Below are 24,833 nucleotides of genomic sequence, written 5' to 3'. Positions count from 1 at the left end.
CCGGGCTGGGACCACGCTCCCAACCCGCCCGTCCCACCTTCGCCCCCGGGGACCACGAGCGGGCCGCCCGGCCGGTGCCAGAATGAACGCGCAGACCAGCCAGGCCGAACGGGGAAGCGAAGCACCATGGACACCCGCCCGGAGACCGCCACCCCGCGGCCGCACGCGGAGGCCGGCCCCGACCTGCCCGCCCGCGCGCCGTGGCCGCACGCGGAGGCCCGCCCCGACCTGCCCGCCCGCCCGCTGTGGACGCACGCGGACGCCCTGCTGGCCGTCGGCTCCGCGCTGGCCGACGTGCTCGGCTACCTGCTGCTCGGCGCGATGGACGGCGCCGGCGCCGCGACCGTCGCGGGCGTGCTCTGCCTGGTGCTGTCCGCCGTCCCGCTGCTGGCCCGCCGCCGGGCCCCGGTGGCCGGCCTGGCCGGGGTGCTGGCGCTGCAGACCGTCGCCGACCTGGCCGGGCCCGGCACCCCGCACTTCGGCGCGGCGCTGGTCCTCGCCCTGTTCTCGGTGGCCCGGACGCGGGGCCTCGCGGTCACCGCCGGGGCCACCGCCGGGGCGGCGGTGACGACGATGCTCGGCCAGAGCCACTTCGCCCTCCCCAGCTGGGAGGCCGTGGTCTCCGCGCCGGTCTCCGCGCTGCTGGTGGCGGGGGCGGGCCTGGCCGTGACCCGCTGGCAGCGCGAGGTCACCGCCAACCGCGAGCTGCTGGCCGAACGGGCCGTCGCCGACGAGCGTCGCCGGATCGCCCGGGAGCTGCACGACATCGTGGCCCACCACATCACCACCATGCAGCTGATGGCCGGCGGCGCCCGCGCCAACCTCGCCCGCCCCGAGACCGCCCGGGAGGCCCTGGTCACCCTGGAGTCCTCCGGCCGCCTCGCGCTCCGCGAGATGCGCCAACTCCTGGACGTCCTGAGGGCCGAGGAGGAACCCGACACCGCCCCGCCCGCCCCGCAGCCCGGCGCCGACGACCTGCCCCGGCTGATCGAGGACTCCCGGCTGGCCGGCCTGCCCACCGACCTCGCCGTCGACGGCCCGGCCCGCCCGCTGCCGCCCGCCCTCGGCCTGACGGTGTTCCGGATCGTCCAGGAGGCCCTCACCAACACCCGCAAGCACGCCGGCCCCGCCGCCACCGCCCGGGTCACCCTCGCCTACGGACCGGAACTGCTCCGCGTCGAGGTCACCGACACCGCGCCGAGCCCCGGCCCCCGGACCCGCTCCGGCAACGTCCCCGGCGGCCACGGCCTGGTCGGCATGCGCGAACGCACCGCCCTGCACGGCGGCACCCTCACCGCCGCCCCGCACCCCGGCGGCTTCACCGTCCGGGCCGAACTCCCGCACCCCGCCACCGAATCCGACGTCCTCCCGGGAGCGCACCGGTGACCCCGATCCGCCTGCTGATCGCCGACGACCAGCCGCTGGTCCGCCGCGGCCTGTCCCTGATCCTCTCCCCGGACCCGGCCCTGCAGGTCGTCGGCGAGGCCGAGAACGGCGCCCACGCCGTCGAACTCGCCCAGCGGCTGCGCCCGGACGTGGTGGTGATGGACATCCGGATGCCCGTCCTCGACGGCGTCGACGCCACCCGCGAACTCGCCCGCACCCTCCCCGCCTGCCGGGTCCTCGCCCTCAGCACCTTCGACCTCGACGAGTACGTGGTCGCCGCCCTGCGCGCCGGCGCCTGCGGCTTCCTCCCCAAGGACGTCTCCCCGGAGGAACTCGGCGCCGCCATCCGCACCGTCCACACCGGCGAGGCCGTGGTCGCCCCCCGCCTGCTCACCCGCCTGCTCTCCACCTACGTCCGCACCCCCGCCGCCGCCCCCGCCACCCTGCCCCCGGCCCCCGCCCCCGCCGACCTCACCCCGCGCGAGACCGAGGTCTGGCGCCTGATCGCCACCGGCCTCGACAACGACGCCATCGCCGCCGCCCTCGACCTCAGCCGCTCCACCGTCAAGAACCACATCACCGCCCTCTTCGCCAAACTCGACGTCCGCGACCGGGCTCAGGCCGTCATCGCCGCCTACGAATCCGGCCTGGTCACCCCGGGCGGCTGACTCCGGCGGTCCGCCCCCTTGCCGCCGCACCGGACCGGAGGTGCGTCTACGGCCCGCGTCGGTCGAACGGCTGGCGGTAGGGGGCGAGACCGAGGGCACGGTAGTCGATCGTGGCCCGCTCGATGGGCGGCCCCCCGCCGCGGAGCGCCGCATGCCCCTCCTCGACCGCTCGGCGGATCCCGGGGATCTCCAGGTCCGACGGAGACCCGCCGTGGTGGCCGGAGATCCCGTCGACGATGATGCCGACGCACTGGCGCCAGGCCGGATCGACACAGAATTCGATGCCTCGTTTGTCCGGAGTCCCGAGGCAGTACGCCGCGGCCGGGCAGGTGTTGATGGGAATGCGCCAGTCGATCGGTCCGTAGCAGGCCAGGTGGTTCCCGAACGCCATCTGCATCATCACGTGCTCGCTGATGGCCAGTTGTTCGCGCAGTGTGATCCTGCCCGCGTTCCGGCTCCTCACGTGGGGGTCCGGGGGGTCGCTCCCGAGGGTGACGGTCAACCACGAGTAGCCTTCCGGTCCCTCGACGGCGCACACGGGCGGCGCGAGGTCGTGCCTGAGCGCAAAGGGGGTCACGAGCACGTGATCGGCCCGGGCGTGAACGGCGTCGAGGTGCGAAAGGGTGGTCCGGAGGAGGTCGACCTCGGCGAGGGTGTCGTCCACGAGTTTCAGGTCGTTCTGCCGGGAGCTTGCGAAGTCCTCCAACTCACCCTGCGTAGATCGGAGTTGTCGTTGGACCAGGTCGGCCGTCATCTCGGTCATCGAGGACAGGCGAGGCAACCCGATCCGCCGCAGGTAGGCATCGGTGTTGGCCGAGGAGAGGCTCCTGCTCCAGAACTCCGCGTAGTCGCGGAAGAGCTGCCGAAGCAGCCGACCGGTCGTTGCTCCGCGATCCTCGAGGTCGGCCCTGATCGCACGGAAACCGTCGGACAGCTCGGAGACCGGCGCGGGCAGTTGCCGGTGGTCGAAGTAGCAGGCGATCAGGAGCAGTGGCAGCACCCCGACGAGGTCCTCGTGCGAGAGCGCGTCGAGATCCCGCCCGGTCACTCCGGCCACCACCCACAACGGCCAGGTGTACACCAGGGAATCCGCGCTCCTCGGAATCGCCGGCATGGTGCCCGGCGAGCAGTGCAACGCGGCCGCGCACCACGCCATGGCCTCGTACGCCGCGTGGATGCCGAGGGGAAGCCGGAACGTGAAAGCGCAGTCCGCCAGGTTCACGTGCAGGCCGTCACTCTCCACCCGAGCCGCGGTGACGGTCCGGGCTCCGGAGGCGCCGACGTTGTACCAGGTGGGGCTCCAGGCCTCCCACGAATTCCTGAAGACGGCCAACTGGTCGTAGAAGGGCTGCGGATCGAAGGAGCGGTCCGCGGGCCGGACCAGCGACCGCTTCAGGGTGCGGAAGCAGTTCCGCCGGTACTGGGAGAGCAGCACGCCGGTCGGCGTGCTGCTGAACTGGTAGTAGTGGACCCACTCGTGGAAGAAGACCTCGCCCAGTTCCACCGAGCCGCCGACCGGAGTCAGCGTGTCCGCCGTCATCCGGATCACTTGGTCCGCGCACCGGGTGTCTGCGAGAACCTGTCGGAAGGCCCTGTCGAGCAGCACGTCCGCTGCCCTCAGGAGCCGAGGAACAGCTGCTGGCCGGCGAGCCGCCCGTCCAGCATCGGCACCTGCCTGGATTTCGTGTGGACCACGACGGATCTGACGACCTTCGCGTACACCTCGCCGAGCGAGACCGAGTCCGACCCCTCGCGCCGCAGTTCGTCCATGGCGAGCAGGAGGTGGTGAGTGAAGACTCCGTGGCCGAGGTCGTCGCTCTCCAGCGCGGCCTGGTCGGGGCCGCAGGCCGTGAGAACCGACACGCCCTCGCCGATGTCGTGCAACTCCCCGGAATGGGTCATGACGGCCGCGTTCACGCCGATGTCCGACACCGCCCGCATCTTGGCGAGGTTGGGGCCGTCGACTCCCCGGGCGCGCACGCCCGGGTACGCGATGCTGCCACCCGCGAAGCAGCAGTCCAGGACCAGCGTGACGTGCCGGGCGTTCAACCGCTTCTGGATGACGGGCAACTCGTGCGTCAGCGAGACGGCCGACGCGTAGAGCGACTTGACCTCGGTGTCGACCGGAAGGAGGTAGGCCTCGGTTCCGGTGCGGGGGTCCGCGTCCGGGCGGACCTCCTGCGCTCCGTGTCCCGCGAAGAACGCGATGACGTTGTCGTCCGGGCCCGCGGTCGCGAGCCAGTCCCCGAGCGCCTCCCGGACGGCTCGGGTCGTCGCCTGCTCGTTGAGGAGCAGGCGTGATTCCACTGACTCCGCCGCGCGCCCCTTGAGCGCTTCGCGGTGGAACACCTCTGCGTCACGGGCCGCCCAGGAGAGGTCCGGTATGGAGCTTTCCCGGTAAGTGTCGACACCGATCGAGAGAACGAACGACTTCCCCATGCCCTTCACCAATCTTCTGTCCAGAACTCGTCGTACACGGCGAGCGCGGCGGCGACGCCCTCATCGGTGAGCGTCACGTAGAGGAGCGGGCGGGCCGTCTCCCGACCGGATCCCGTAACGGACATCCTGGACACGATCCGGTGCGCCAGTTCAGGGGCCTGTGGATCCTCCGCACCGGCGCCCTTCGACAGCGTCTCGGCGAGCAGCAACTGGATCAGCCGGAAACGTGCTTCGGGTGTCCGGTAACTCTCGGAGAACCGTTCCGCCCGTTCCGCCCGCCTGAGGAACAGCGAATCGCTGAACCCGGAGTCGAGGGTGACGAGGCCTTCCCAGGAGAGGAACCCCAGGAGCGCCTCGAACCCCGGGCGGTCACCGACACGATCGGCGGCAAGCCGGGCCACCCCCGCCAGCGCGGCCATGCGAGCCGGAGGCAGGACCTGCTCGCCTCCCGCCGCCGCGTGTTCCTCCGCCATGCCGGTCCTCCTCCGAGTCGAGCGTCCCCGGGGCTGTTCCTGGTGGGGCTCGACGTCGGACCACCCTATGCCGGACACCCTTGATCGTGTGACGTAACGTCAGGGAGCTGCCCCCGCCCGAGGCGCAGGACGGCGCGTCCGCCTGAACGAGCGACGCCACCGGACGGGGGACGAGAGGCCGCCCCGGCCCCGGAGCGGACTCGCTCCGGGGCCGGGGCATCACCCGGCGGGCTCGTGCTGCCCGGCCGTCGCGCGCAGGTGTTCCTCGCGGTGGGCGAGCACGTCGTCCATGTGCGCTTCGGCCCAGTCCTTGATGCCGATCATGACGCGGTTCAGGGACAGGCCCAGGTCGGTCAGCTCGTAGGTGACGGTCACCGGGACGGTCGGCGTGACGGTCCGGGTGACCAGGCCGTCGGCTTCGAGGGAGCGCAGGGTCTGGGTGAGCATCTTCTGGCTGGCGCCCGCGAGCCGGCGCGACAGTTCGGAGTAGCGCATCGACCGGGGGCCGTCCGCGTGCTCGGTCCCGGGGCGGTGCGGGCCGTCGCTGCCGAGGGCCGTGAGGATCAGCGCGACCCACTTGTCGGAGATCCGTTCGAACAGCTGGCGGCTGGGGCAGCCCGCCATGAACGCGTTGTAGCCGGCCTTGTCCTCGGCCCGCTGCTGGGCCGCCGTCCGTGTCGACATCCGACCGCACCTTCCTCCCCCCGAGAGGGCTTACGCACTTCCAAGTGCCTTCTTACGACAGGGGATCAAGGAATCCACCATGGAGTCAAGGAGAGCGGGCGCTCCGGCCGACCCGGTCGCCTCCGTCCCGTTCCCGCCTCCCACTCCCTTGCAGAGGAAGCACTCCATGGGCATGTCCACTTTCCGCACCGCCGTCGTGCGCGTCCCGAACGGCCCCGACTCGATCGAGGTCGTCGAGGTGCCCGTCGTCGAGCCCGGCCCCGGCCGGATCCGCGTCGCCGTCGCCGCGGCGACGGTCAACCCCACCGACCTGGGCGTCGCGGCGGGCTTCTTCCACTCGATCGGGCTCGTCAACCAGCCCGAGCGCACCGGCCTGGGATGGGAGTTCGCCGGCGTGGTGGACGCGGTCGGGCCGGACGTCGACTTGGCCGTCGGCAGCCGGGTCGCCGGCCTGGTGGTCGGCTTCGACCGCGACTTCGGCACCTACTCCGAGCAGATCGTGGTCGCCGAGGCCGACGTCGCCCCCGTCCCCGACGGGCTGGACCTGTCGGCCGCGGCCACGGTCCCCCTCAACGGGCTGGCCGCCGCGTAGACCGTCGACCTGCTCGGCGACGCGCCCGAGGCCGCCGGCCGGCTGCTGGTGACCGGCGCCGCGGGGGCGGTCGGGGCGAACGTCGCGGTCCTGGCCCGGGGGCGCGGCTGGCGAGTGACCGGGCTCGCCCGCGCCGGGGACGAGGAGTTCGTGCGCGGCCTCGGCGCCGACTTCACCACGCACGCCGGGCCGGGATGGGACGCGGTCGTCGACGCCGCCCAGTTGAACGAGCGGGCGCTCGAACTGGTCCGCGACGGCGGCGCCTACGTCGGACTGCGGCCCGGCCTCGCGCCGGCCGCCGAGCGCGGGATCGCGGTCACCACGCTGCTCACCTCGCCCGACACCGCCCGGATCGCCGACCTCCTCGCCCGCGCCGCCGCGGGCGAACTCCCGGCCCGCGTCCACGCGGTGGTCCCCCTGGACCGGGCCGCCGACGCCCACCGGGCCACGGCCCGCCCCGGCCTCCGCGGCCGCTACGTCATCCGCCCCTGACCGGGTCGGCCCACCGCGGGGCCGACCCTCTCCGTCCGGTAGCCCCACATCCCCGAGGAGTCGTCATGTTCCATGCGTTCGAGGTGTTCACCGTCGTGGTCGTCGGGGTGATGGTGGGGGTGGAGTTCGCCGTCGTCCTCGTGATGAAGCCGATCCTCGACGCACTGCCCGGCGACGCCGGCCAGCTCGGCCACGCCCACGGCGGCCGGATGCTCGGCGCCCTGATGCCGTTCTGGTACGTCGGCTCGCTCGTCCTCGGCGTGTCCTGGGCTGTCGTCGGACGGCACGGCCAGGGCACCGGACTCGTCGTCACCGCTGCCGCGCTACTGGTCCTCAGCGTGGTCATGTCGTTCCTGCTGCTCGTCCCGATCAACAACCGGAACAGGACGTGGACCCCCGAGAACCGCCCCGCGGACTGGAAGGAGCAGCTGAACCGCTGGGAACGCTGGCACTACGCCCGCGTCGCCGTCATCACCGGCGCCTTCGCCCTGCTGACCGCCGCCCTCGCCTGACCGGTCCCCGGCCCTCCGGTCGGCGAAGGCGTCCGGCGGCTACGCCGAGGGCCGGTCCGGCGTGAAGCAGCCGAGGACGAGGCGGATCTGCATGCGCACGCGCTCCTGGGAACAGGCGTCGAGGTGCAGGAGCAGGCGGTAGTACAGCGGGCCGTACAGCAGGTCCATGATCAGGTCCATGTCCGCGTCAGGGGCGAGCTGGCCCTGTTCGCGGGCGAGGTCCAGGCGTCTGCGGGCTTCCGCGATCCGCGGTTCGAGGAGCTGGGTGCGGAGGTCGCGGGCGAGGGCTTCGTCGTGCTGGGTCTCGGCGATGACTCCCGCGAAGACGGCGGAGAGCGGGCCGGTCATGAACCTGTTGAAGAGGCCGGTGATCTGGGTGGTGAGGTCGGCGGTGATGTCGCCCGTGTCGGGGAACCGGGTGACTTCACCGGCCAGTTCGTTCACGGCCTCCAGGACGACGGCGCCTTTCGTGGGCCACCACCGGTAGATCGTCTTCTTGCTGACGCCGGCGCGGGCCGCGATGGCCTCCACGGTGACGTTGCCGTACCCGTGCTCGACGCACAGGTCCATGGCCGCCGCCAGGACGGCCTGGTGGCTCTTCTCGCTGCGGCGTCGCGGATCGGGGGGTGTCGTCGAGGCCATGGTCCGACCCTAACAGGAAACGGCACGTGTCGTGTTGACAGGCCCGGGGCGCGTACGCCATCTTCGACGGAACGACACGTGTCGTTCCCTGACTGTTCCGATCCGTTCCCACGCCGTGGAAGCGAGCGATCCGTGACACGGCCGCCCGGCTGCGTCCCCTCTCACCCCACCCCCAGCGAAGGAAGTAGCACTGTGCCGGACACCATCAAGGTAGGAATCGTGGGCGCGCACGCCTCGCGCGGTTGGGCGCGCGCGGTGCACCTGCCGGCCCTGTCCGCCCTGCCCGACTACACGATCACCGCCGTCGCCGGGACCAGCGCGGACTCGGCCCGTGCCGCGGCGGATGCCTGGGGCGCCCGGTACGCGTTCGACGACCCGCGCGCGATGGCGGCCCACCCCGACGTCGACCTCGTCGTCATCGCCGTGCAACTGCCCCGGCGCGAGGGACTCGTGGACGCCGCCGTCGCGGCGGGCAAGCACGTCTACTGCGAGTGGCCGCTCGCACTGGACGCGGCCGTCGCCGACGGGTTCCGGAGCCGGGCGGAGGCGGCGGGCGTGCGGCACGCGGTCGGACTGCAGAGCCGCCACCACCCCGCCGTCCGGCAGTTGCGCCGGCTGCTGGCCGAAGGGCGGATCGGCGACGTGCTGTCCGCGTCGCTCACGTACTCGCTGTCCGCCCCCGAGGTGTGGTCGCAGCGCTACGCGGCCCTGTTCGACGCGACCAAGGGCGTCAACCACCTCGCGGTCGTGGCCGGGCACTCGCTCGACATGTTCCGCTCGGCGGTGGGCGACTTCGCCGAACTGTCCGCGACGCTGGCGACCCGGGTCACCGGCGTCACCCTCGAAGAGACCGGCGAACGGCTGGAGGTGACGTCACCGGACCAGATAGTCGTCAACGGGCTGCTGGAGTCCGGCGCGGCGGCCTCCGCGCACTTCATGATCGGCGGCCCGGCGGGAGCCGGCTTCCGGATCGAGGTCCACGGACGACTCGGCCGCCTCGTGCTGTCCTCTGCGAACGACTCCCTGGTCGGCCCCGAGTTCACCCTCCACGGGGCGGACGGGACGGGAACGCCGCTGCCCCTGCCGACGCCGGACCACCGCACCCTGCCCGGGGCCCCGGTCGCGCTCGCCAACGTCGCCGCCGTGTACGCGGACCTCGCGCACGGCATCCGCACCGGCGAGGCGGTCACCCCCGACTTCGGCACGGCGACCGCCACCCACCGCCTGCTCGACGCCGTGCGGAAGGCCGCCACCACCGGCGCCCGTCAGTACCTGCGCTGACGCCCCGCCGGGGTGGGGGCGAAGCGTTCCGGCCCCGCCGCGCCCCTGCGACGCCTCCGCGCCGCCGCCGCCGTTGCCCGCCATGCCGCCGCCGCGCCGGGTCGGGTCGGTGCTACCCGAGCATGCGGGCGGCCCGGACCTGGTGGAGGTGGATCAGGACGTCGTGGGAGGCCGCGAGGTCGACCTGGGGGGCGTCGGCGATGCCGGGGTAGGTGGCTCCGATGTTCTTGACGGTGCGGGGTGCGGCGAGCCAGCTGCGGGCCGGTTCGGGGGCGGTGCGGAGGTCGACCACGAAGTCGCGGTGGCGGACCCGGTCGAGGGTGTGTTCGGCGGTGCCGGGGGCGGCCGGGCCGACGGTGAACCGCGCGGGGGAGCCGTCGTGGTCGAAGGCGTTGAAGGAGCCGTGGTCGAAGGTCAGGCCGATGCTCAGGTACCCGCCGCCCAGCTCCTCCCGCAGGAGGTCGCCCTGGACCCGGGGGTAGGTGGCGGGCACGTAGCTCTTCAGGGCGATGTGGCTGTTGTGGGCGGAGACCAGGACCTTCTTGCCGGTGCGCCGCTGCCACCAGGCGACGTTGTCCGCCATCACCCGGTCGCGGTAGAGCATGGCCTCGGGGACGATCCGGGGGTCGTCCCAGTCGAAGGCGTACAGGGTGGTCATCTGGTGGATCGCGGTGGCGTGCCGGACCGCCCACGCGTGCGCGTCCGGGTCGGCGCCGGGGTGCGCCCGGAGCAGTTCCACCGCCCGTCCGGTCCGCTCGGCGAGTTCCGCGCGCTCGGCGAGCGGCTTCGCCCAGTAGGCGTCGACGTAGCTCGCGGCGCTGCCGGTCGGCCGCAGTCCCCGGTACAACTCGGCCAGCTGCCCGCTGAGTTCGGGCCGGTTGGCGGCGGCGTAGGCGGTGACGTCGTCGTAGAGCCGCGGACCGGCGAAGCCGCTGTCGTCGCCGACGAAGCGGAGCGGGTCGTCGGGGTGCCGGATGTTGTAGGCGCGCATCCACTGGAGCAGGTCGCGGTACTCGGCGTTGTTCCACCAGCGGTAGGTGCCCTGGAACTCCTCGTCCATGATCTGCCGCAGGTCGCCCTCGCCGCGCAGGAGGTAGGCGTCGAGTCGCAGGCCGGTGCTCCAGGCGGCTTCGAGGGCGAACGCGCGGAAGCCCTTCTCCTCCACCAGGTAGCGCAGGACGCGGTGCTTGAGGGTGAAGAACTCGTGCGAGCTGTGGCTGGCCTCGCCCATGCCCACCACCCGGGCGTCGCCCACCATTCGCCCCAACGGGCGCAGGTCGGCCAGGGTGCCGCCCGGCTCGGTGGTGCGCAGCGGGTGGGCCACCTGGTCGAGGGCCGCCTCGGGCGAGCGGAACGCGGTGGCCCCGGCCTCCTCCCCGGCAGCCGCGGTGGCCGGAGAGGAGGCCGGTGCGCTGGCCGGTGCGGCGGCCCGGACGGACGGGGCGGCGGAGGCGGCGGGGGCGACGGCCAGGGCGGCGGTGGCCAGGGCGGTGGCGAGCGGGACGAGCAGAGCGGCCGGGAGGCCCTTGTCCTTGATCATGGCCCCCACTCTCGCCGCGGGGACGGCGACCGAACCATCCGCTGCACCCCCCTATCGGCCCGGGGGTTGGCCTCACCCGCCGTTCGGCAGGGGGAGCGTGGTCCCGGTCCGCCCGGCGGGAGCGTCCCGCGCCACGACCGGTCCGGGCGGCGGCCGCGGCGGCCCGGCCCCTCAGGGGCGGGGCTGCCCGGCGAGGGCGCTCTCGACGTCGGGGCGGATGTCGAAGACCTGGTGCATGCCGGTGATCTCCAGCAGCCACCGCACCGGCCCGGTGGGCGCGGCCAGGACCAGCCGGGTGCCGGTGTCCTGGGCGTTGCGCCGGGCGTGGACGAGGGCGTTCAGGCCGCTGGAGTCGCAGAAGGCGAGGGCGCCGAGGTCCACCACCAGCAGGGCCGGGCGGGAGGCGAGCGCGGCCGTCAGCGCCTTCTCCAGGTGGTGGCGCCGGGGCTGGTCCATCTCGCCCTCCAGGCGCACCACGCGCACCCGGCGGTTGTGGCCGGAGGTCAGGACGTCGGTGGAGGTGATCCGCAGCCCGGCATCGGCGGGCGGGGCCCCGGGGTCGGTGGGCTCGGCGGCGGACACGGCCAAGTCTCCTTCGGGCGAGGGGCGGTGTGCGTCCCGATCCTGCCCGGGCGGCACCGTCCGGTTCAAGCACGCCGCCGGACGCGCCCCGGCGGCGGGCCGGATTCCGGCCAGGAGGGCGCCGCCCGGGCCGTGGCGCCGCTCATCCGTGTCGAGGGGCGGGCAGGCGCACCCAGACGGTCTTCCCGTCCCCGGCCGGGACGGAGCCCCAGTCGAGGGCGAGCCGGTCGACGATGCGCAGGCCGTAGCCGCCGTCCGCCCCGGACGGGTCCGGTCTGGGACGGGGTGCGGCGGGCGAGGAGTCGGTGACCGCCACCCGCAGCGTCCCGGCCTCCAGGTCCAGGTCCAGGCGCCGGAGGCCGTGCGCGTGCCGGACGGCGTTGGACAGGAGTTCGGCACCGGCCAGGAGCACGTCGGCGCCGGCCGCCGGGTCGACGGCCCAGTCCGCCAGGGCACGGCGCAGGAAGTCCGTGCCCAGGGCGGTCCGGTCACCCGGGCCGAAGTCCAGGTGGCGGTGGTGGGCGCTGTTTCCGAAGAGGGGTGCGGCCATGGCGGATCCAGTGAACCCCGTGACGGACGGGAGGGAAAGTACTGCTGCGCCACGTGTGCCCGGCCCACCACGGCCTACACGCGCCGCCACCGGGCGGTCGACCCCGGTTCGGCCGCACCCGCCGACCCCGATGCGGAGCACCGGCCTCCCTTTCGGGCGCAACTCTGGTCGTCCGCAGCCCGGTTGAGGGACACTCAGGTCGTCACGCGCGGTGCGCCCGGTCGCACCGCCGGTCGGCCGCGCCCGTGACCGGCCCCGGATTTGTTAGCGCTAACACTCGCCTCGGCCCGCCGCCGTCGCCCTCGGCTCCGTCCCCACCCGCCCCGATCCGACAAGGGACTCGAACAGTGACATCCACACTCCAGCGGTGGCTGCGGCGCTTCCTCGCCGTGGCGGCAAGCCTGCTCTGCACGGTGGCGTTCCTTCCGGCCGAGGCCCGGGCGGACAACCCGATCGTGCAGCACGTCTACACCGCGGACCCGGCACCGCTGGTGTACAACGGCCGGGTCTACCTGTACACCGGGCACGACGAGGACGGCTCGACGACCTTCCGGATGCGCGACTGGCGGGTGTGGTCCTCGTCGGACATGGTCAACTGGACCGATCACGGCTCGCCGATGAGCCTGGCCACCTTCAGCTGGGCCGGCTCGGACGCCTGGGCGGGGCAGGTCGTCCAGCGCAACGGCAGGTTCTACGGGTACGTCCCGGTGCGCACGACCAACGGAACGCAGGCCATCGGAGTCGGGGTCTCGGACAGCCCCACCGGGCCGTTCCGCGACGCGCTCGGCGGCCCGCTGATCCGGAACTCCGAGATCGACCCCACCGTCTTCGTCGACGACGACGGGCAGGCCTACCTGTACTACGGGAACCCGAGGCTGTGGTACGTGCGCCTCAACGCCGACATGGTCTCGTACTCCGGCAGCCCGACGCAGGTACCGCTGACCACCGCGGGATTCGGCACCCGCACGGGGGACGCGAACCGGCCGACCCTGTACGAGGAAGGCCCGTGGTTCTACAAGCGCAACGGCCTGTACTACATGGTGTTCGCGGCGAAGTGCTGCTCCGAGTTCATCGCCTACTCCACCTCGCCCGGCCCGACCGGGCCCTGGACGTACCGCGGCACCGTCATGCCCACCCAGGGCAGCAGCTTCACCAACCACGTCGGCATCGTCGACTTCAACGGCGGCTCGTACTTCTTCTACCACAACGGCGCCCTTCCGGGCGGCGGCGGCTACACCCGGTCGGTCGCGGTGGAGAAGTTCGCCTACAACGCCGACGGCACCATTCCGACGATCACCATGACGACGGCCGGGGCGCCGCAGGCCGGCACGCTCGACCCCTACGTCCGCCAGGAGGCCGAGACCGTCGCGTGGGGCAGCGGCATCGAGACCGAACCCTCCGGCGAGGGCGGAATGGACGTCGGCTGGATCGAGAACGGCGACGGCACCAAGGTCAAGGGCGTGGCGTTCGGCGCCGGAGCCGGCTCGTTCACCGCCAGGGTGGCCTCGGGCGCCGGCGGCGGCCGGATCGAACTGCACCTGGACAGCGCCACCGGGCCGACCGTCGGCACCTGCACCGTGCCGGGCACCGGGGGCTGGCAGACCTGGACCACGGTCTCCTGCCCCGTCACCGGCGCGACCGGCACCCACGACCTGCACCTGCGCTTCACCGGCGGCAGCGGGTTCCTGTTCAACGTGAACTGGTGGCAGTTCACCTCCGGCCGCCCCGCCTTCTCGTCCACCGCCGTCGCCCGGCACAGCGGGTACTGCCTGGACGACCCCGGCCTCAGCACCGCCGACGGCACCCCGTACCAGCAGGACGCCTGCGGCACCGGCGAGGAACAGCGGTTCGACTTCACCCCGGTGCAAGGGGCGGCCGACACCTACTCCCTGGTGAACCGCCACAGCGGCAAGTGCCTCGACATCGCCGGCGCCTCCACCGCCGACGGGGCGGCGGTCCAGCAGTGGACCTGCCACGGCGGCACGAACCAGCAGTTCACCCTGCGGCGGGCCACCACCGACGACCACCAGCTCGTCGCGGTGCACAGCGGCAAGTGCGTGGACGTCAGCGGAGTCTCCACCGCCCTCGGCGCCCCCGTCCACCAGTGGACGTGCGACCCCGCCGGCGCCCTGACCACCAAGAAGAACCAGCTCTGGCACCTGCCCGGCCGGAACTGAACCCCACCGGCCCGCCCCGACAACAGCGCTCCCGCAGGCCGGAGGAGTCTCCGGCCGGCGGGAGCGCCGCGGCACCGACCCGCGTTCCCGCAGGCCGGAGGGAGTCCTACAGGTCGTAGTAGAGCTCGAACTCGTGCGGGTGCGGCCGCAGGGCGATCGGGGCGATCTCGTGGGTGCGCTTGTAGTCGATCCAGGTCTCGATCAGGTCGGTGGTGAAGACGCCGCCCGCGAGGAGGTACTCGTGGTCGGCCTCCAGGGCGTCGAGGACGGCGCCGAGGGAGGCGGGCACCTGGGGGACGGCGGCGTGCTCGTCGGGGGCGAGTTCGTAGAGGTCCTTGTCGACGGGCTCGAGCGGTTCGATCTTGTTCTTGATGCCGTCGAGGCCGGCCATCAGCATGGCGGAGAAGGCCAGGTAGGGGTTGGAGGCCGGGTCGGGGGCGCGGAACTCGATGCGCTTGGCCTTGGCGTTGGAGCCGGTGATCGGGATGCGGATCGCCGCGGAGCGGTTGCGCTGCGAGTAGACCAGGTTGACGGGGGCCTCGAAGCCGGGCACCAGGCGGTGGTAGGAGTTCACCGAGGGGTTGGTGAAGGCGAGCAGCGAGGGGGCGTGCTTGAGGATGCCCCCGATGTAGTAGCGGGCGGTGTCGGAGAGGCCCGCGTAGCCCTGCTCGTCGTAGAAGAGCGGGGAGCCGCCGGTCCACAGCGACTGGTGGACGTGCATGCCGGAGCCGTTGTCGCCGAAGATCGGCTTGGGCATGAAGGTTGCGGTCTTGCCGGCCCGCCAGGCGACGTTCTTGATGATGTACTTGAACAGCATCAGGTCGTCGGCGGCGTGCAGCAGGGTGTTGAACTTGTAGTTGATCTCGGCCTGTCCGGCGGTGCCGACCTCGTGGTGCTGGCGCTCGACCTCCAGCCCGGCCTTGGCGAGTTCGAGGGACATCTCGGCGCGCAGGTCGGCGAAGTGGTCGACCGGCGGGACGGGGAAGTAGCCGCCCTTGTACTTGACCTTGTAGCCGCGCGCGTCACCCTCGGCGGAGCCGCTGTTCCAGGCGCCGGCCACCGAGTCGATGTGGTAGTAGGAGGCGTTGGCGGAGGTCTCGAAGCGCACCGAGTCGAAGACGTAGAACTCGGCCTCGGGCCCGAAGTAGGCGGTCTCGGCGATGCCGGAGGAGGCCAGGTAGGCCTCGGCCTTGCGGGCGACGTTGCGCGGGTCGCGGCTGTAGGCCTCGCCGGTGATCGGGTCCTGGATGAAGAAGTTGATGTTGAGGTGCTTCTCGGCCCGGAACGGGTCCAGCCGGGCGGTCGCGAGGTCGGGCACCAGGGCCATGTCGGACTCGTGGATGGCCTGGAAGCCGCGGATCGAGGAGCCGTCGAACATCAGGGTCTCGGACGGGTCGAAGGTCGCGGCCGGGACCGAGAAGTGCTGCAGCACGCCCGGCAGGTCGCAGAACCGGACGTCGACGAACTTGATGTCGTTGTCCGCGATGTACTGCTTCACCTCGTCGGCGTTGGTGAACATCCGTACTCCTCCTCGGCGTGCACGGTCTGAGTCTCCGTCAGGGGCGACGGGAGCCCCGGTGCTGGGGGCTCACGATAGGAACGGCCCGTTTCCGGTTCGTGACTCGCTTGTTTCCCACATGTTAACCAGGCCGTTCGGGCCGCTGGCAAAGCAGGACGGTTCCGGGCAAAATCCCTCCCCCGCCGACCGTGTGGTCAATCACCGGTCTAGACCACTCGCGGCAGTCGGCCGAACGGGGTTCACCCCGACGGGAGCCGACCGGGACGCGCCACCGGCCTGGGCCGCCACCGGCCCCGGCCGTAAGCCCGGTTAGGGTGGATTCGTGGACACCAGAGAAGCACTCGGATCGTGGATCGACGGCCCGAAGGCGGCCGCCGAGAAGATGGGCGCCGACTTCGGCTACCGCGGCGAGCGCCTCGGCCTCCCGCAGACCGGGCCCGGTTCACTGGCCGGTCCCGGCCGTCGGATCGGCGCGCTGTTCGTCGACGGCTGGCTGGTCAGCCTGGTCGCGTACGGCTTCCTCGCGGGGGGCGACCGGAGCGCCGCCAACCTGTGGACCACCCCGCTGTTCTACGCGGTGACGGTGCTGTTCCTGGCCACCACCGGCACCACCGTCGGCAAGCGCCTGTTCGGCCTGCGGGTGGTCCGGCTGGACGGCACCCGCGCGACCATCCCGCAGGTGCTGCTGCGCACCCTGCTGCTGTGCCTGGTCGTCCCGGCCGCCGTCTGGGACCGCGACACCCGCGGCCTGCACGACAAGGCCGTCGGCACCGTCGAGGTCCGCTTCTGAACCCCTGCGGACCGCCCGACGGCCCGAGAGGACGTCGAACGGCCCGGGAAGGTCGAACGGCCCGGGAACGTCGAACGGCCCCGCTCGCGGAGGGGAACCTCGCGGGCGGGGCCGTGGTGTGGAACGGGGGAGTGGCGCCTCAGCGAGGGCCGCCCTTGGGCATCCGGGCGCCCTTCGGCATCGGGCCCTTGGGGATCGGCGCCTTGGAGAGCAGGTCGCCGAGCGCGCGCAGCCGGTCGTTGGTCTCGGTGACCTGGGAGGCGCTGATCGCCCGGGGCAGGCGCATCAGGTGGATCTGCAGCTTCTTGAGCGGAATCTCGCCCTCGCCGTTGCCGACCACGATGTCGTGCACCGGGATGTCGCCGACCACCCGGGACATCTTCTTCTTCTCGGACGCCAGCAGCGGCCGCACCCGGTTCGGGTTGCCCTCGCCGATCAGCGCGATGCCGGCCCGGCCGACCGCCCGGTAGACCGCGTCCTGGCTGCGGGTGACCGCGACCGGGGTCTGGTTCGCGCTCCAGCCGCGCCGGATGTTGCCCAGCACCGCCGCGACCGCGCCCGGCTGGCCCTCCATCTGCCCGAACGCGGCCCGCTCGGCCCGCCGGCCGAAGACGATCGCGACCGCCAGCACCGCCACCACGAAACCGAGGATGCCCAGGTAGACGGGGTGGTCCAGTGCGAAGCCGATGGCGAGGAACACGCCGAAGGTCAGCAGGCCGACGCCGGCGATGATCAGGCCGATCTTGGTGTCGACCTGCTTGGTCATGACATATGCCTGGCGGATCTGTGCGAGCCGCCCAGGGGTATCGGATTTTTGCCTCGCCATACCGCTCATGGTACGTGGCGGCCCACGCGATCATCCAAGGCGGTGCCGGTTCGTGACCCTGGTCTTCCCCGGAGGCGCCCCCGTCCCGACCCCGACCCCGGTCCGGGGCCGGGTCCCGCTCCCGGGCGGCGGCTCAGGCGCCGGGCCCGAACGCCCGTACGGACTGCTCGCGCTCGCCCGCCAGCCGCCGGTTCTCGCACACCGCCGCCCACGCGTTGCGGCGCGCGCCGCGGATCAACAGCAGCTGCTCGGCCCGCCGCAGCGCGGTCCGGATTCCGGTACGCATCCACACCAACTCCTCGACCCGGGTACCGCTCCAGCGTCCCGGACGCCCGTTACCGTACGGTGACCCGGCCGTCAATGCCACGTGAAACGTCGGAAGCTGCTCCGGACGGCCCAGCGCCCCGGGCACGCGGAAGGGCGGGCCCGGGACGGGCCCGCCCTCACCGTCGAGCAGCGGCGGCTCAGACCGCGGCGGCCCGCTCCCGGTGCTCCAGCGCCTGCCGGTACAGCCGGCCGGCCCGGTACGAGGAGCGCACCAGCGGACCGGACATCACCCCGGCGAAGCCCAGCTCCTCGGCCTCCTGCTGGAGCTCGACGAACTCCTGCGGCTTCACCCAGCGCTCCACCGGGTGGTGGCGCAGCGAGGGACGCAGGTACTGGGTGATGGTGATCAGCTCGCAGCCGGCGTCCACCAGGTCGGCCAGCGCCTCGCTGACCTCCTCGCGGGTCTCGCCCATGCCCAGGATCAGGTTGGACTTGGTGACCAGCCCGGCCGCCCGGGCCTGGGTGATCACGTCCAGCGAGCGCTCGTAGCGGAACGCGGGGCGGATCCGCTTGAAGATCCGCGGCACCGTCTCGACGTTGTGCGCCAGCACCTCGGGACGGGACGAGAAGACCTCGGCGAGCTGCTCCGGGACGGCGTTGAAGTCCGGGATCAGCAGCTCGACGCCGGTGCGGCCGGCCGCCCGCCCGGCGGTCAGCGCGTGCACCTGGCGGACGGTCTCGGCGTACAGCCACGAGCCGCCGTCGGCCAGGTCGTCACGGGCGACGCCGGTGATGGTGGCGTAGTTCAGGTCCATCGTGACGATGGACTCGGCGACCCGGCGCGGTTCGTCCCGGTCGAACTCGGCGGGCTTGCCGGTGTCGATCTGGCAGAAGTCGCAGCGGCGGGTGCACTGGTCGCCGCCGATCAGGAAGGTCGCCTCGCGGTCCTCCCAGCACTCGAAGATGTTGGGACACCCGGCCTCCTGGCAGACCGTGTGCAGCCCCTCCTTCTTCACCAGGGACTGCAGGGCGTTGTACTCCGGCCCCATCTTCGCCCTGGTCTTGATCCACTCGGGCTTCCGCTCGATGGGGGTCTCGCTGTTGCGGACCTCCAGCCGGAGGAGCTTCCTGCCGTCGGGTGCGACAGCGGACACGTGCGACTCCTAGAACTAGACGGGGTACCACTCAGGGTACGCCTGCACTTCGACGGCCTTCGCCCGGCCCCGGGCTTGCCTTCGAAAGGCAACGTCCGGCGCGCCGCGCCGATTCCACTACCGGGCCGCGGCCACCGGCTCGGGCAGCTCGGCGAACACCTCGGCCAGCTTCCGCTCGACCGCGTCCACCGCCGCCCCGACCGGGAACGGCCGGGCCAGCTCGCCGCTCAGCGAGGCCACCCCGGCGTCCCGGATCCCGCACGGGACGATCCTGTCGAACCAGGTCATGTCCGGGTCGCAGTTCAGCGCGAAGCCGTGCATGGTCACCCCGCGCGCCACCCGCACGCCGATCGCCGCGAGCTTGCGGTCGTCGCCGCGCTGGCCCGCGTTGGACGGCGCGTACTCGGGCCCGGCCAGCCGCGGGTCGATGCCCAGCGGCAGGCCCATCCGCAGGGTCAGCTTGCCGATCTCCACCACCTGGGAGGGGTCGACCACCGCGTCGGGGATCTCCGCGCCGAGCCGCCACACCCCGCTGCGGCCCTCCACCCGGGTGGTCTCCACGCCGAACTCGGCGCAGGCCCGGATCAGCGCCTCCTCCAGCCGCCGCACGTACGCCACCACGTCGATCGGGTCCGGCAGCTTCACGATCGGGTAGCCGACCAGCTGGCCGGGGCCGTGCCAGGTGATCTCGCCGCCCCGGTTGACCTCGACCACCGGGGTGCCGTCCAGCGGCAGGTCCGCGGGGTTGGTGCGCTTGCCCATCGTGTAGACCGGGTCGTGCTCCAGCAGCAGCACGGTGTCCGGGATCTCGTCCGCGACCCGCAGCGCGTGCAGCCGCTGCTGCTCCGCCCACGCCTCCTGGTAGGGGACGGTCCGCTCGCCTATCCCCATCCGCACGAACCGCACGTTCTCGCTCACCACACCACTCCCAGCCGGCCGGACAGCCCAACCTCGCCACTGTACGCCGACCGGCCGCGCCGACCGCGACCCCGGCTCAGCCCTCCGCCAGCAACTGCAGCCGGAGCGCGAGTTGGAGCTCCAGCGCCCGCTCCGGCTGGTTCCAGTCGCGGCCCAGCAGCACCTCCACCCGGTCGAGCCGCTGCACCACCGTGTTCACGTGCACGTGCAGCAGGTCCTTGGCCCGGGTCAGGCCGCCGCCGCAGTCGAAGTACGCGCGCAGCGTGCGCACCAGCTCGGTGCCGCGCTTGGCGTCGTAGTCCAGCAGCGGGCCCAGGGTGGCCCGGACGAAGCCGTCCACGTCGTGGCCGTCGCCCAGCAGCACGCCCAGGAAGCCCAGGTCGGCCGCGCACGCCCCGTCCCCCTCCCGCCCGAGCACCCGCAGCGCCCGGACGCAGCGCACCCCCTCGGCGTACCCGGCGGCCAGCGCGACCGGGCCGCTGGCCGCCCGCCCGGCGCCCACCGTCACCGGCGCGCCCGCCAGCCGGGCCAGCCGCTCCGCCGCGAGCGCGGCCACCGGGCCGGCGTCGCCGCCCTCGTGCGGGACGAGAAGCACCACGCCCGCGCCGAACTCGGCGCTGATCCCGCGCGAGCCGAACAGGTAGCGGGCCGCCGCGCCGGCCAGCCGCTCCCGGGCCGCCGGGTCCCCGGTGACCGCGACCAGCACCAGGTGCGGCCGGTTCAGGTCGACGCCGAGCCGGCGACCGCGCGCGGCCAGGCCCGCCGGGTCGCGGTCGGGCGCGGTCAGCAGGTCGGCCAGCAGCTCGCCGCGGACCCGGTTCTCGGTCTCGGCGACCGAGCGGCGCAGCAGGAGCAGCAGCGCCGTGACGACGCCGGCCCGCTCGAACACCCGCCGGTCCGCGTCGTCCAGGTCGGGCCGCCCGTGCAGCACCAGCGCGCCCAGCAGCTCCTGCCCGGCCAGCACCGCGCACACCCACTCCGCGCCGTGCCGCACCGCGTGGCCCTCGGCGCGGGAGGCGAGGACCGCGTCGGCCAGGCCCCCGGGGGCGCCGCCGGGGCCGGTCAGCGGGGCGCCCTCGGCGTCGTGCACGGAGGCGCCGCCGTCCAGCAGCGCGGCCACCTCGGCGGCCACGTCGGCGACCTCCGCGCCGCGCAGCACCAGGTCGGTCAGCCGGTCGTGGGCCTGCTCGGCGCGCTGCACGGCGGCGGCGTGCGCGCCGATCACCGCGTTGGCGTCGGCCAGCTCGGCCAGCGCGGCCCGGGTGTCGGCCAGCGACTTGGCGGTGTCCAGGGCGATCGCGGCGTGCGCGGCCAGCGTGCACAGCAGCGCCACCTCGTCGGGGGAGAACGCCCTCGGCGAGCGGTCGGCCGCGAACAGCACCCCGATCACGCTGCCGCCCAGCAGCAGCGGCACCCCGATGATCGCCACCAGGCCCTCGTCCAGCACGCCCGCGTCGATCTGCCCGGTGTGCCGGAACCGCTCGTCCACCCGGTAGTCGTGGGTGGCGTACGGGCGGGCGGTCTGCGCGACCAGGCCGCCCAGGCCGTCGCCGAGGCTGAGCCGCAGGGTCTGGAAGATCGGCGAGACCGAGCCGTCGGTGACCCGCATGTAGGTGTCCCCGGCCCGCTCGTCCGGCAGCGTCAGGTACGCGGTGTCGGTGCCCAGCAGCATCCGGGCCCGCCGGACGATGGCCTGCAGCACCGCGTCCAGGTCGCGGGAGGCGGCCAGGTCGCCCGCGGTGTCGAACAGCGCGGTCAGCTCGGCCTCCCGCCGCCGGTGCTGGCGCATCGTCCGGTGCACCCGCAGCGCCTGCCAGGTGGCGTCGTCGATCTCGGTCAGCACCTCGGCCGGGGCGCCCCGGCGGCGGGCCTCGGCGAGCACCTCGCCGAAGTCCTCGGTGGCGGCGCCGGTCGCCAGCAGGTCGAGGAGCCTGCGCAGCGCCGGAGCGGCGGTGGTGTGGCGGTCCATCACGGTCTTCCCTTGTTCCCAGTGCCCCGTGCCCCCGGTGCCCCCGCCCGCCGGAACGGACCGGGGCCGCGCCCTCCCCGGGCGGCGGCCGCCGCCCTGCTGCGCGGCCCCGATCCTGCCGGAAGCGCCCGCCCGCCGACAGCCTCCCGCCCGGAGTCCGGCCGGGCGGGGGCGCCGCGGCTCAGTGCGCGGTCCAGCCGCCGTCCACCGGCAGGCTCGCGCCGGTGACGTACGAGGCGCCCGGCGAGCACAGCCACACCGCCAGCTGGGCGACCTCGTCCGGCTCGATCAGCCGCTTCACGGCGGTCCGGTCGAGCATGATCCGCTCCACCACCTCGTCCTCGTGGATGCCGTGCGCCAGCGCCTGCGCGGCGATCTGCCGCTCCACCAGCGCGGTGCGCACGTACGCCGGGTTCACGCAGTTGCTGGTCACGCCGTACGGGGCGCCCTCCAGGGCGACCGTCTTGCTCAGGCCCTCCAGGGCGTGCTTGGCGGTCACGTACGCCGACTTGAAGGCGCTGGCGCGCAGGCCGTGCACCGAGGAGATGTTGACCACCCGGCCCCACCCGCGCTCGTACATGTGCGGCAGGGTGCGGCGCAGGATCCGGAACGGGGCCTCCACCATGACCCGCTGGATCAGGGTGAACCGCTCCACCGGGAACTCGTGCACCGGGGCGACGTGCTGCAGGCCGGCGTTGTTGACCACGATGTCCGCGTCCGTCGGCAGCGCCTCCACCGCGTCCGGGTCCGACAGGTCCGCGACGTGCGCGGTCCCGCCGATCGCGGCCGCCAGCTCCTCGGCCGCGGCGGCGGCCAGGTCGACGACGTACACGTGCGCGCCCGCCGAGGCGAACGCCTCCGCGCAGGCCCGGCCGATGCCGGAGGCGGCCCCGGTGACCAGCGCGGTGCGGCCCGCCAGCGGGGGGCCGGAGGGCGGGGCAGAAGTGGTGTCCATGGCCGAGAACGGTAGGAATCCGCGGCCCGCGCAACGATGTGGGCGGACACCACAGCAGTCGGCCCCCCTGTGGTGGCCCGCGCCATGCGGCCGGAGCGCGGGCAGCGGCTCCCGAACTCAAACACGCGACGGCCGGGCTTCCTCACAACGGGCGGGGATGGTTCACCCGTTCGGAGGACGGGTGGCCCGAATCCACCCATAGCGTCCCAATGCTCGCTACATTCGCGCCGATTCCCGATCAGGGGGCGCCGTCCGGGCAGGAGGGGCCGGAACGGCGCCTGAGAGGTGTGGACTGCTATGCCCCAACGGCCCGTTATCGACAGCCCGGCGTACCGACCGCTCGACCCGCTCGACCCGCGCCCGACCGGAGCGGCCGAGACCCCTCCGCGCGCCCCCGAGCCGACCGAGCCACCGGCCCCCGCGGCCGGGCGCGCCCAGAACCCGCAACTCGCCGCGCTCATCGAGGAGTCCGGCTTCTCGCACGCCGGCCTCGCCCGCCGGGTCGACCAGCTCGGCCTGGAGCACGGCCTCGACCTGCGCTACGACAAGACCTCCGTGACCCGCTGGCTGCGCGGCCAGCAGCCCCGGGGCGCGACCCCCGCGCTGATCGCCGAGGTCTTCACCCGCCGCCTCGGCCGCCGCCTCACCGCCCAGGACGTCGGCCTGGACGCCTGCGCCCCGGTCTACGCCGGCCTGGAGTTCGCCGAGACCCCGCAGGAGGCCGTCGACATCGTCGCCTCCATGTGGCGCAAGGACAACGGCCCGTACGCCGAACTCCGCAAGATCGCCTTCACCCCCGCCGGGCTCGTCGTCCCCAGCCGCGACTGGCTGATCGGCCGCACCGACGAACGCGTCGCCCGCGACGGCACCACCCTCACCCCCGAGGAGCTCCGCACGCCCCCGCAGGGCGCCCGGGTCCCCCAGCAGGGCCCGCGCCGCCCGGCCGGTGCCGAACCCGCCGCCGAGCAGCGCGAGGCCAGGCCCCCCGTCCGGGTCGGCCGCGGCGACATCGCCGCGATCCGCGCCGTCGGCGACCTGTTCCGCGCCCTCGACCACGCCTACGGCGGCGGCCACGCCCGGCAGGCCCTGGTCCGCTACCTGGAGAGCGAAGCCGAACCGATGCTCCGCGGCCGCTACGGCGAACAGATCGGGCGCGCCCTGTTCGGCGCCGTCTCCGACCTCACCCGGCTGGCCGGCTGGACCTCCTTCGACATCGCCGCGCACGGTCTCGCCCAGCGCTACTTCGTCCAGGCCCTGCGGCTCTCCCAGGCCGCCGGCGACCGCGTCCTCGGCGGCTTCGTCCTCACCACCATGAGCCAGCAGGCCGTCCACCTCGGCCACGCCCGCGAGGCCATCCAGCTCGCCCGGGTCGCCCAGCAGGGCGTCGGCACCACCGCCGCCCCCGTCGTGCAGGCCCTCATGCACGCCGCCGAAGCCCGCGGCCACGCCCTGGCCGGCGACGTCCGGGCCTGCACCACCGCCCTGGTGCGCTGCGAACGCGCGCTCGCCACCGCCCGCAGCGCCGACGAAGTCCCCTCCTGGGCCCGGTACTTCGACGACGCCCAACTCGCCGACGAGTTCGCCCACTGCTACCGCGACCTCCAGCAGTGGCGCCCCGCCGCCCAGCACGCCGAGAAGTCCCTCCGCCTGCGCGCCCCCGCCTACTCCCGCAGCCGCATCCTCTGCCGCCTCGTCCTCGCCTCCGCGAGACTCGGCATGGGCGACGTCGACGAGGCCTGCTCGATGGCCACCGACTCCCTCCGCGCGGCCGGCGAGATGCGCTCCGCCCGCACCGTCGAGTACCTCCGCGACTTCCACCGCCGCCTCACCCCCTACCGCACCACCCCCGCCGCCCGCGCCTTCGAAGAGACCGCCCGCCAGGCGGGGGTGGTCTAGACGATTAGTTCCGAAGTCAGCTGGCTTTGCTGGTTCTGCTTCGGGCATGCAGGAAGGGTGTCCAGCATTCGGGTTGTGACGACCGAAGAACTGGACACCCTCCTGACCGCACTCTACGTGCAGATCGATGATCATCTGCCTCGAACGCGTTGGCTGGGCCGCCCGCCGCGGCTGACGGACTCGGAACTGGTGTGCCTGGCCGTGGCCCAAGTGCTGCTGGGCTTCCACTCCGAGGCCCGATGGATCCGCTTCGCCCGCGCCCATCTGCGCGGCATGTTCCCCCACCTGCCCCAACGGCCCGCTTACAACAAGCGCCTGCGCGCCGCGCGCCCGTTGCTCCAACAGGCGATCCGCGACCTGGCACGGGCGACCGACCTGTGGGCGGACCCGGTGTGGATCACCGACTCCACGCCCGTGGAGTGCGGTCGCTCCCGCGACACCGTGCGCCGCTCGGCCCTGGCCGGATGGGCCGGCTACGGCTACAGCCGCTCGCACTCACGATGGTTCTGGGGCCTGAAGCT

The 24,833-nt window shown here is 73.3% G+C and carries 25 protein-coding genes; 10 read left to right on the top strand and 15 right to left on the bottom strand.

Translation table 11 applies throughout. The features are described 5' to 3' along the window. Window positions 1-126 precede the first annotated feature (126 nt). On the top strand, window positions 127-1,386 hold the full coding sequence (locus ACZ3J7_RS04130; protein ID WP_465616637.1) for a sensor histidine kinase: 1,260 nt from the start codon (window positions 127-129) through the stop codon (window positions 1,384-1,386). Next, a complete protein-coding gene (locus tag ACZ3J7_RS04125) occupies window positions 1,383-2,054 on the top strand; it encodes a response regulator transcription factor (RefSeq protein WP_465616635.1) in 672 nt (223 codons plus the stop codon). The genes ACZ3J7_RS04130 and ACZ3J7_RS04125 overlap by 4 nt, the downstream gene beginning before the upstream one ends. A 46-nt stretch (window positions 2,055-2,100) precedes the next feature. Here the strand turns inward: ACZ3J7_RS04125 and ACZ3J7_RS04120 are convergent, their stop codons facing one another. The 4 genes from ACZ3J7_RS04120 to ACZ3J7_RS04105 all read right to left on the bottom strand — a co-directional run bounded on the left by ACZ3J7_RS04120 (window position 2,101) and on the right by ACZ3J7_RS04105 (window position 5,650). Continuing rightward, window positions 2,101-3,660 carry a hypothetical protein gene (locus ACZ3J7_RS04120; RefSeq protein ID WP_465616633.1) on the bottom strand — a complete coding sequence of 520 codons (1,560 nt, stop codon included), beginning with the start codon at window positions 3,658-3,660 and terminating at the stop codon, window positions 2,101-2,103. A gap of 11 nt (window positions 3,661-3,671) precedes the next feature. Continuing rightward, window positions 3,672-4,502 (bottom strand): caspase family protein, encoded by an 831-nt coding sequence (locus ACZ3J7_RS04115; RefSeq protein WP_465617245.1) that lies wholly within the window; start codon window positions 4,500-4,502, stop codon window positions 3,672-3,674. After that, window positions 4,499-4,966 (bottom strand): hypothetical protein, encoded by a 468-nt coding sequence (locus tag ACZ3J7_RS04110; RefSeq protein ID WP_465616631.1) that lies wholly within the window; start codon window positions 4,964-4,966, stop codon window positions 4,499-4,501. Before ACZ3J7_RS04110 ends, ACZ3J7_RS04115 begins: the two co-directional genes overlap by 4 nt. A gap of 219 nt (window positions 4,967-5,185) precedes the next feature. After that, window positions 5,186-5,650, bottom strand: coding sequence for a winged helix-turn-helix transcriptional regulator (locus ACZ3J7_RS04105; RefSeq protein WP_465616630.1), 465 nt, complete (start codon window positions 5,648-5,650; stop codon window positions 5,186-5,188). Window positions 5,651-5,816: 166 nt separating this feature from the next. On the opposite strand from ACZ3J7_RS04105, the gene ACZ3J7_RS04100 reads away from it, so the two are divergent. From ACZ3J7_RS04100 to ACZ3J7_RS04090, 3 genes are all read left to right on the top strand, one after another. Continuing rightward, the gene (locus ACZ3J7_RS04100) at window positions 5,817-6,242 is read left to right on the top strand and encodes an alcohol dehydrogenase catalytic domain-containing protein (protein ID WP_465616628.1); all 426 of its coding nucleotides are present in this window, start codon (window positions 5,817-5,819) and stop codon (window positions 6,240-6,242) included. A gap of 48 nt (window positions 6,243-6,290) precedes the next feature. Continuing rightward, window positions 6,291-6,734: a zinc-binding dehydrogenase gene (locus ACZ3J7_RS04095; protein ID WP_465616626.1), complete on the top strand. Its 444-nt coding sequence runs from the start codon at window positions 6,291-6,293 to the stop codon at window positions 6,732-6,734. A 65-nt stretch (window positions 6,735-6,799) separates the two neighbouring features. Continuing rightward, window positions 6,800-7,246 carry an anthrone oxygenase family protein gene (locus tag ACZ3J7_RS04090; protein ID WP_465616624.1) on the top strand — a complete coding sequence of 149 codons (447 nt, stop codon included), beginning with the start codon at window positions 6,800-6,802 and terminating at the stop codon, window positions 7,244-7,246. Window positions 7,247-7,285: 39 nt separating this feature from the next. On the opposite strand, the gene ACZ3J7_RS04085 is transcribed toward ACZ3J7_RS04090, so the two are convergent. Further along, window positions 7,286-7,888 (bottom strand): TetR/AcrR family transcriptional regulator, encoded by a 603-nt coding sequence (locus tag ACZ3J7_RS04085; RefSeq protein ID WP_465616622.1) that lies wholly within the window; start codon window positions 7,886-7,888, stop codon window positions 7,286-7,288. A 192-nt stretch (window positions 7,889-8,080) separates the two neighbouring features. Here ACZ3J7_RS04085 and ACZ3J7_RS04080 point away from each other — a divergent pair, with 192 nt between their 5' ends. Further along, window positions 8,081-9,169 (top strand): Gfo/Idh/MocA family protein, encoded by a 1,089-nt coding sequence (locus tag ACZ3J7_RS04080; protein ID WP_465616620.1) that lies wholly within the window; start codon window positions 8,081-8,083, stop codon window positions 9,167-9,169. 112 nt (window positions 9,170-9,281) lie between these two features. Here ACZ3J7_RS04080 and ACZ3J7_RS04075 read toward each other — a convergent pair whose 3' ends face one another. The 3 genes from ACZ3J7_RS04075 to ACZ3J7_RS04065 all read right to left on the bottom strand — a co-directional run bounded on the left by ACZ3J7_RS04075 (window position 9,282) and on the right by ACZ3J7_RS04065 (window position 11,841). Next, window positions 9,282-10,709 (bottom strand): erythromycin esterase family protein, encoded by a 1,428-nt coding sequence (locus tag ACZ3J7_RS04075; protein WP_465616618.1) that lies wholly within the window; start codon window positions 10,707-10,709, stop codon window positions 9,282-9,284. A gap of 171 nt (window positions 10,710-10,880) precedes the next feature. Further along, complete coding sequence (locus ACZ3J7_RS04070; RefSeq protein WP_465616616.1) at window positions 10,881-11,291, bottom strand: STAS domain-containing protein; 411 nt, start codon at window positions 11,289-11,291, stop codon at window positions 10,881-10,883. A gap of 142 nt (window positions 11,292-11,433) precedes the next feature. Continuing rightward, on the bottom strand, window positions 11,434-11,841 hold the full coding sequence (locus ACZ3J7_RS04065; protein WP_465616614.1) for an ATP-binding protein: 408 nt from the start codon (window positions 11,839-11,841) through the stop codon (window positions 11,434-11,436). A gap of 347 nt (window positions 11,842-12,188) precedes the next feature. Between ACZ3J7_RS04065 and ACZ3J7_RS04060 the strand changes: the two genes are divergently transcribed. Then, window positions 12,189-14,018, top strand: a complete 1,830-nt coding sequence (locus tag ACZ3J7_RS04060) for a family 43 glycosylhydrolase (RefSeq protein WP_465616612.1) — start codon at window positions 12,189-12,191, stop codon at window positions 14,016-14,018. Between the two features lie 106 nt (window positions 14,019-14,124). Here the strand turns inward: ACZ3J7_RS04060 and glnA are convergent, their stop codons facing one another. After that, window positions 14,125-15,537, bottom strand: a complete 1,413-nt coding sequence (glnA, locus tag ACZ3J7_RS04055; protein WP_465616610.1) for a type I glutamate--ammonia ligase — start codon at window positions 15,535-15,537, stop codon at window positions 14,125-14,127. 322 nt (window positions 15,538-15,859) lie between these two features. Here glnA and ACZ3J7_RS04050 point away from each other — a divergent pair, with 322 nt between their 5' ends. Continuing rightward, the gene (locus tag ACZ3J7_RS04050) at window positions 15,860-16,327 is read left to right on the top strand and encodes an RDD family protein (RefSeq protein ID WP_465616608.1); all 468 of its coding nucleotides are present in this window, start codon (window positions 15,860-15,862) and stop codon (window positions 16,325-16,327) included. 139 nt (window positions 16,328-16,466) lie between these two features. Here the strand turns inward: ACZ3J7_RS04050 and ACZ3J7_RS04045 are convergent, their stop codons facing one another. The 6 genes from ACZ3J7_RS04045 to ACZ3J7_RS04020 form a co-directional block, all read right to left on the bottom strand. Further along, complete coding sequence (locus ACZ3J7_RS04045; RefSeq protein WP_465616606.1) at window positions 16,467-17,153, bottom strand: DUF4191 domain-containing protein; 687 nt, start codon at window positions 17,151-17,153, stop codon at window positions 16,467-16,469. A 133-nt stretch (window positions 17,154-17,286) separates the two neighbouring features. After that, complete coding sequence (locus ACZ3J7_RS04040) at window positions 17,287-17,439, bottom strand: hypothetical protein (protein WP_465616604.1); 153 nt, start codon at window positions 17,437-17,439, stop codon at window positions 17,287-17,289. Window positions 17,440-17,617: 178 nt separating this feature from the next. Further along, window positions 17,618-18,574 (bottom strand): lipoyl synthase, encoded by a 957-nt coding sequence (locus ACZ3J7_RS04035; protein WP_465616602.1) that lies wholly within the window; start codon window positions 18,572-18,574, stop codon window positions 17,618-17,620. A gap of 117 nt (window positions 18,575-18,691) precedes the next feature. Then, a complete protein-coding gene (gene lipB, locus ACZ3J7_RS04030) occupies window positions 18,692-19,465 on the bottom strand; it encodes a lipoyl(octanoyl) transferase LipB (RefSeq protein ID WP_465617243.1) in 774 nt (257 codons plus the stop codon). A 103-nt stretch (window positions 19,466-19,568) separates the two neighbouring features. Next, entirely contained in the window at window positions 19,569-21,461 is a 1,893-nt protein-coding gene (locus ACZ3J7_RS04025) for a helix-turn-helix domain-containing protein (protein WP_465616600.1), read from the bottom strand. A gap of 181 nt (window positions 21,462-21,642) precedes the next feature. Then, entirely contained in the window at window positions 21,643-22,416 is a 774-nt protein-coding gene (locus tag ACZ3J7_RS04020; protein WP_465616598.1) for a 3-hydroxybutyrate dehydrogenase, read from the bottom strand. A gap of 297 nt (window positions 22,417-22,713) precedes the next feature. Here ACZ3J7_RS04020 and ACZ3J7_RS04015 point away from each other — a divergent pair, with 297 nt between their 5' ends. Together ACZ3J7_RS04015 and ACZ3J7_RS04010 are read left to right on the top strand one after the other, a co-directional pair. Then, window positions 22,714-24,312 carry a regulator gene (locus ACZ3J7_RS04015; RefSeq protein WP_465616596.1) on the top strand — a complete coding sequence of 533 codons (1,599 nt, stop codon included), beginning with the start codon at window positions 22,714-22,716 and terminating at the stop codon, window positions 24,310-24,312. A gap of 75 nt (window positions 24,313-24,387) precedes the next feature. Continuing rightward, the coding region (locus ACZ3J7_RS04010) for a transposase family protein (RefSeq protein ID WP_465616594.1) at window positions 24,388-24,833 on the top strand (446 nt) is incomplete at its 3' end.

The organism is Kitasatospora sp. NPDC015121 (assembly GCF_055562955.1).
Note: the sequence above shows the minus strand (reverse complement) of the source record. Positions and strands in the feature narration are given on the sequence as shown.

Excerpts from the sequence above, each read along its gene's own strand:
- ACZ3J7_RS04130 (WP_465616637.1), top strand. The coding sequence starts at position 127 with ATGGACACCCGCCCGGAGACCGCCACCCCGCGGCCGCACGCGGAGGCC.
- ACZ3J7_RS04110 (WP_465616631.1), bottom strand. The coding sequence starts at position 4,966 with ATGGCGGAGGAACACGCGGCGGCGGGAGGCGAGCAGGTCCTGCCTCCG.
- ACZ3J7_RS04105 (WP_465616630.1), bottom strand. The coding sequence starts at position 5,650 with ATGTCGACACGGACGGCGGCCCAGCAGCGGGCCGAGGACAAGGCCGGC.
- ACZ3J7_RS04100 (WP_465616628.1), top strand. The coding sequence starts at position 5,817 with ATGGGCATGTCCACTTTCCGCACCGCCGTCGTGCGCGTCCCGAACGGC.
- ACZ3J7_RS04090 (WP_465616624.1), top strand. The coding sequence starts at position 6,800 with ATGTTCCATGCGTTCGAGGTGTTCACCGTCGTGGTCGTCGGGGTGATG.
- ACZ3J7_RS04085 (WP_465616622.1), bottom strand. The coding sequence starts at position 7,888 with ATGGCCTCGACGACACCCCCCGATCCGCGACGCCGCAGCGAGAAGAGC.
- ACZ3J7_RS04075 (WP_465616618.1), bottom strand. The coding sequence starts at position 10,709 with ATGATCAAGGACAAGGGCCTCCCGGCCGCTCTGCTCGTCCCGCTCGCC.
- ACZ3J7_RS04065 (WP_465616614.1), bottom strand. The coding sequence starts at position 11,841 with ATGGCCGCACCCCTCTTCGGAAACAGCGCCCACCACCGCCACCTGGAC.
- glnA (WP_465616610.1), bottom strand. The coding sequence starts at position 15,537 with ATGTTCACCAACGCCGACGAGGTGAAGCAGTACATCGCGGACAACGAC.
- ACZ3J7_RS04045 (WP_465616606.1), bottom strand. The coding sequence starts at position 17,153 with ATGGCGAGGCAAAAATCCGATACCCCTGGGCGGCTCGCACAGATCCGC.
- ACZ3J7_RS04040 (WP_465616604.1), bottom strand. The coding sequence starts at position 17,439 with ATGCGTACCGGAATCCGGACCGCGCTGCGGCGGGCCGAGCAGCTGCTG.
- lipB (WP_465617243.1), bottom strand. The coding sequence starts at position 19,465 with ATGGGGATAGGCGAGCGGACCGTCCCCTACCAGGAGGCGTGGGCGGAG.
- ACZ3J7_RS04025 (WP_465616600.1), bottom strand. The coding sequence starts at position 21,461 with ATGGACCGCCACACCACCGCCGCTCCGGCGCTGCGCAGGCTCCTCGAC.
- ACZ3J7_RS04020 (WP_465616598.1), bottom strand. The coding sequence starts at position 22,416 with ATGGACACCACTTCTGCCCCGCCCTCCGGCCCCCCGCTGGCGGGCCGC.
- ACZ3J7_RS04015 (WP_465616596.1), top strand. The coding sequence starts at position 22,714 with ATGCCCCAACGGCCCGTTATCGACAGCCCGGCGTACCGACCGCTCGAC.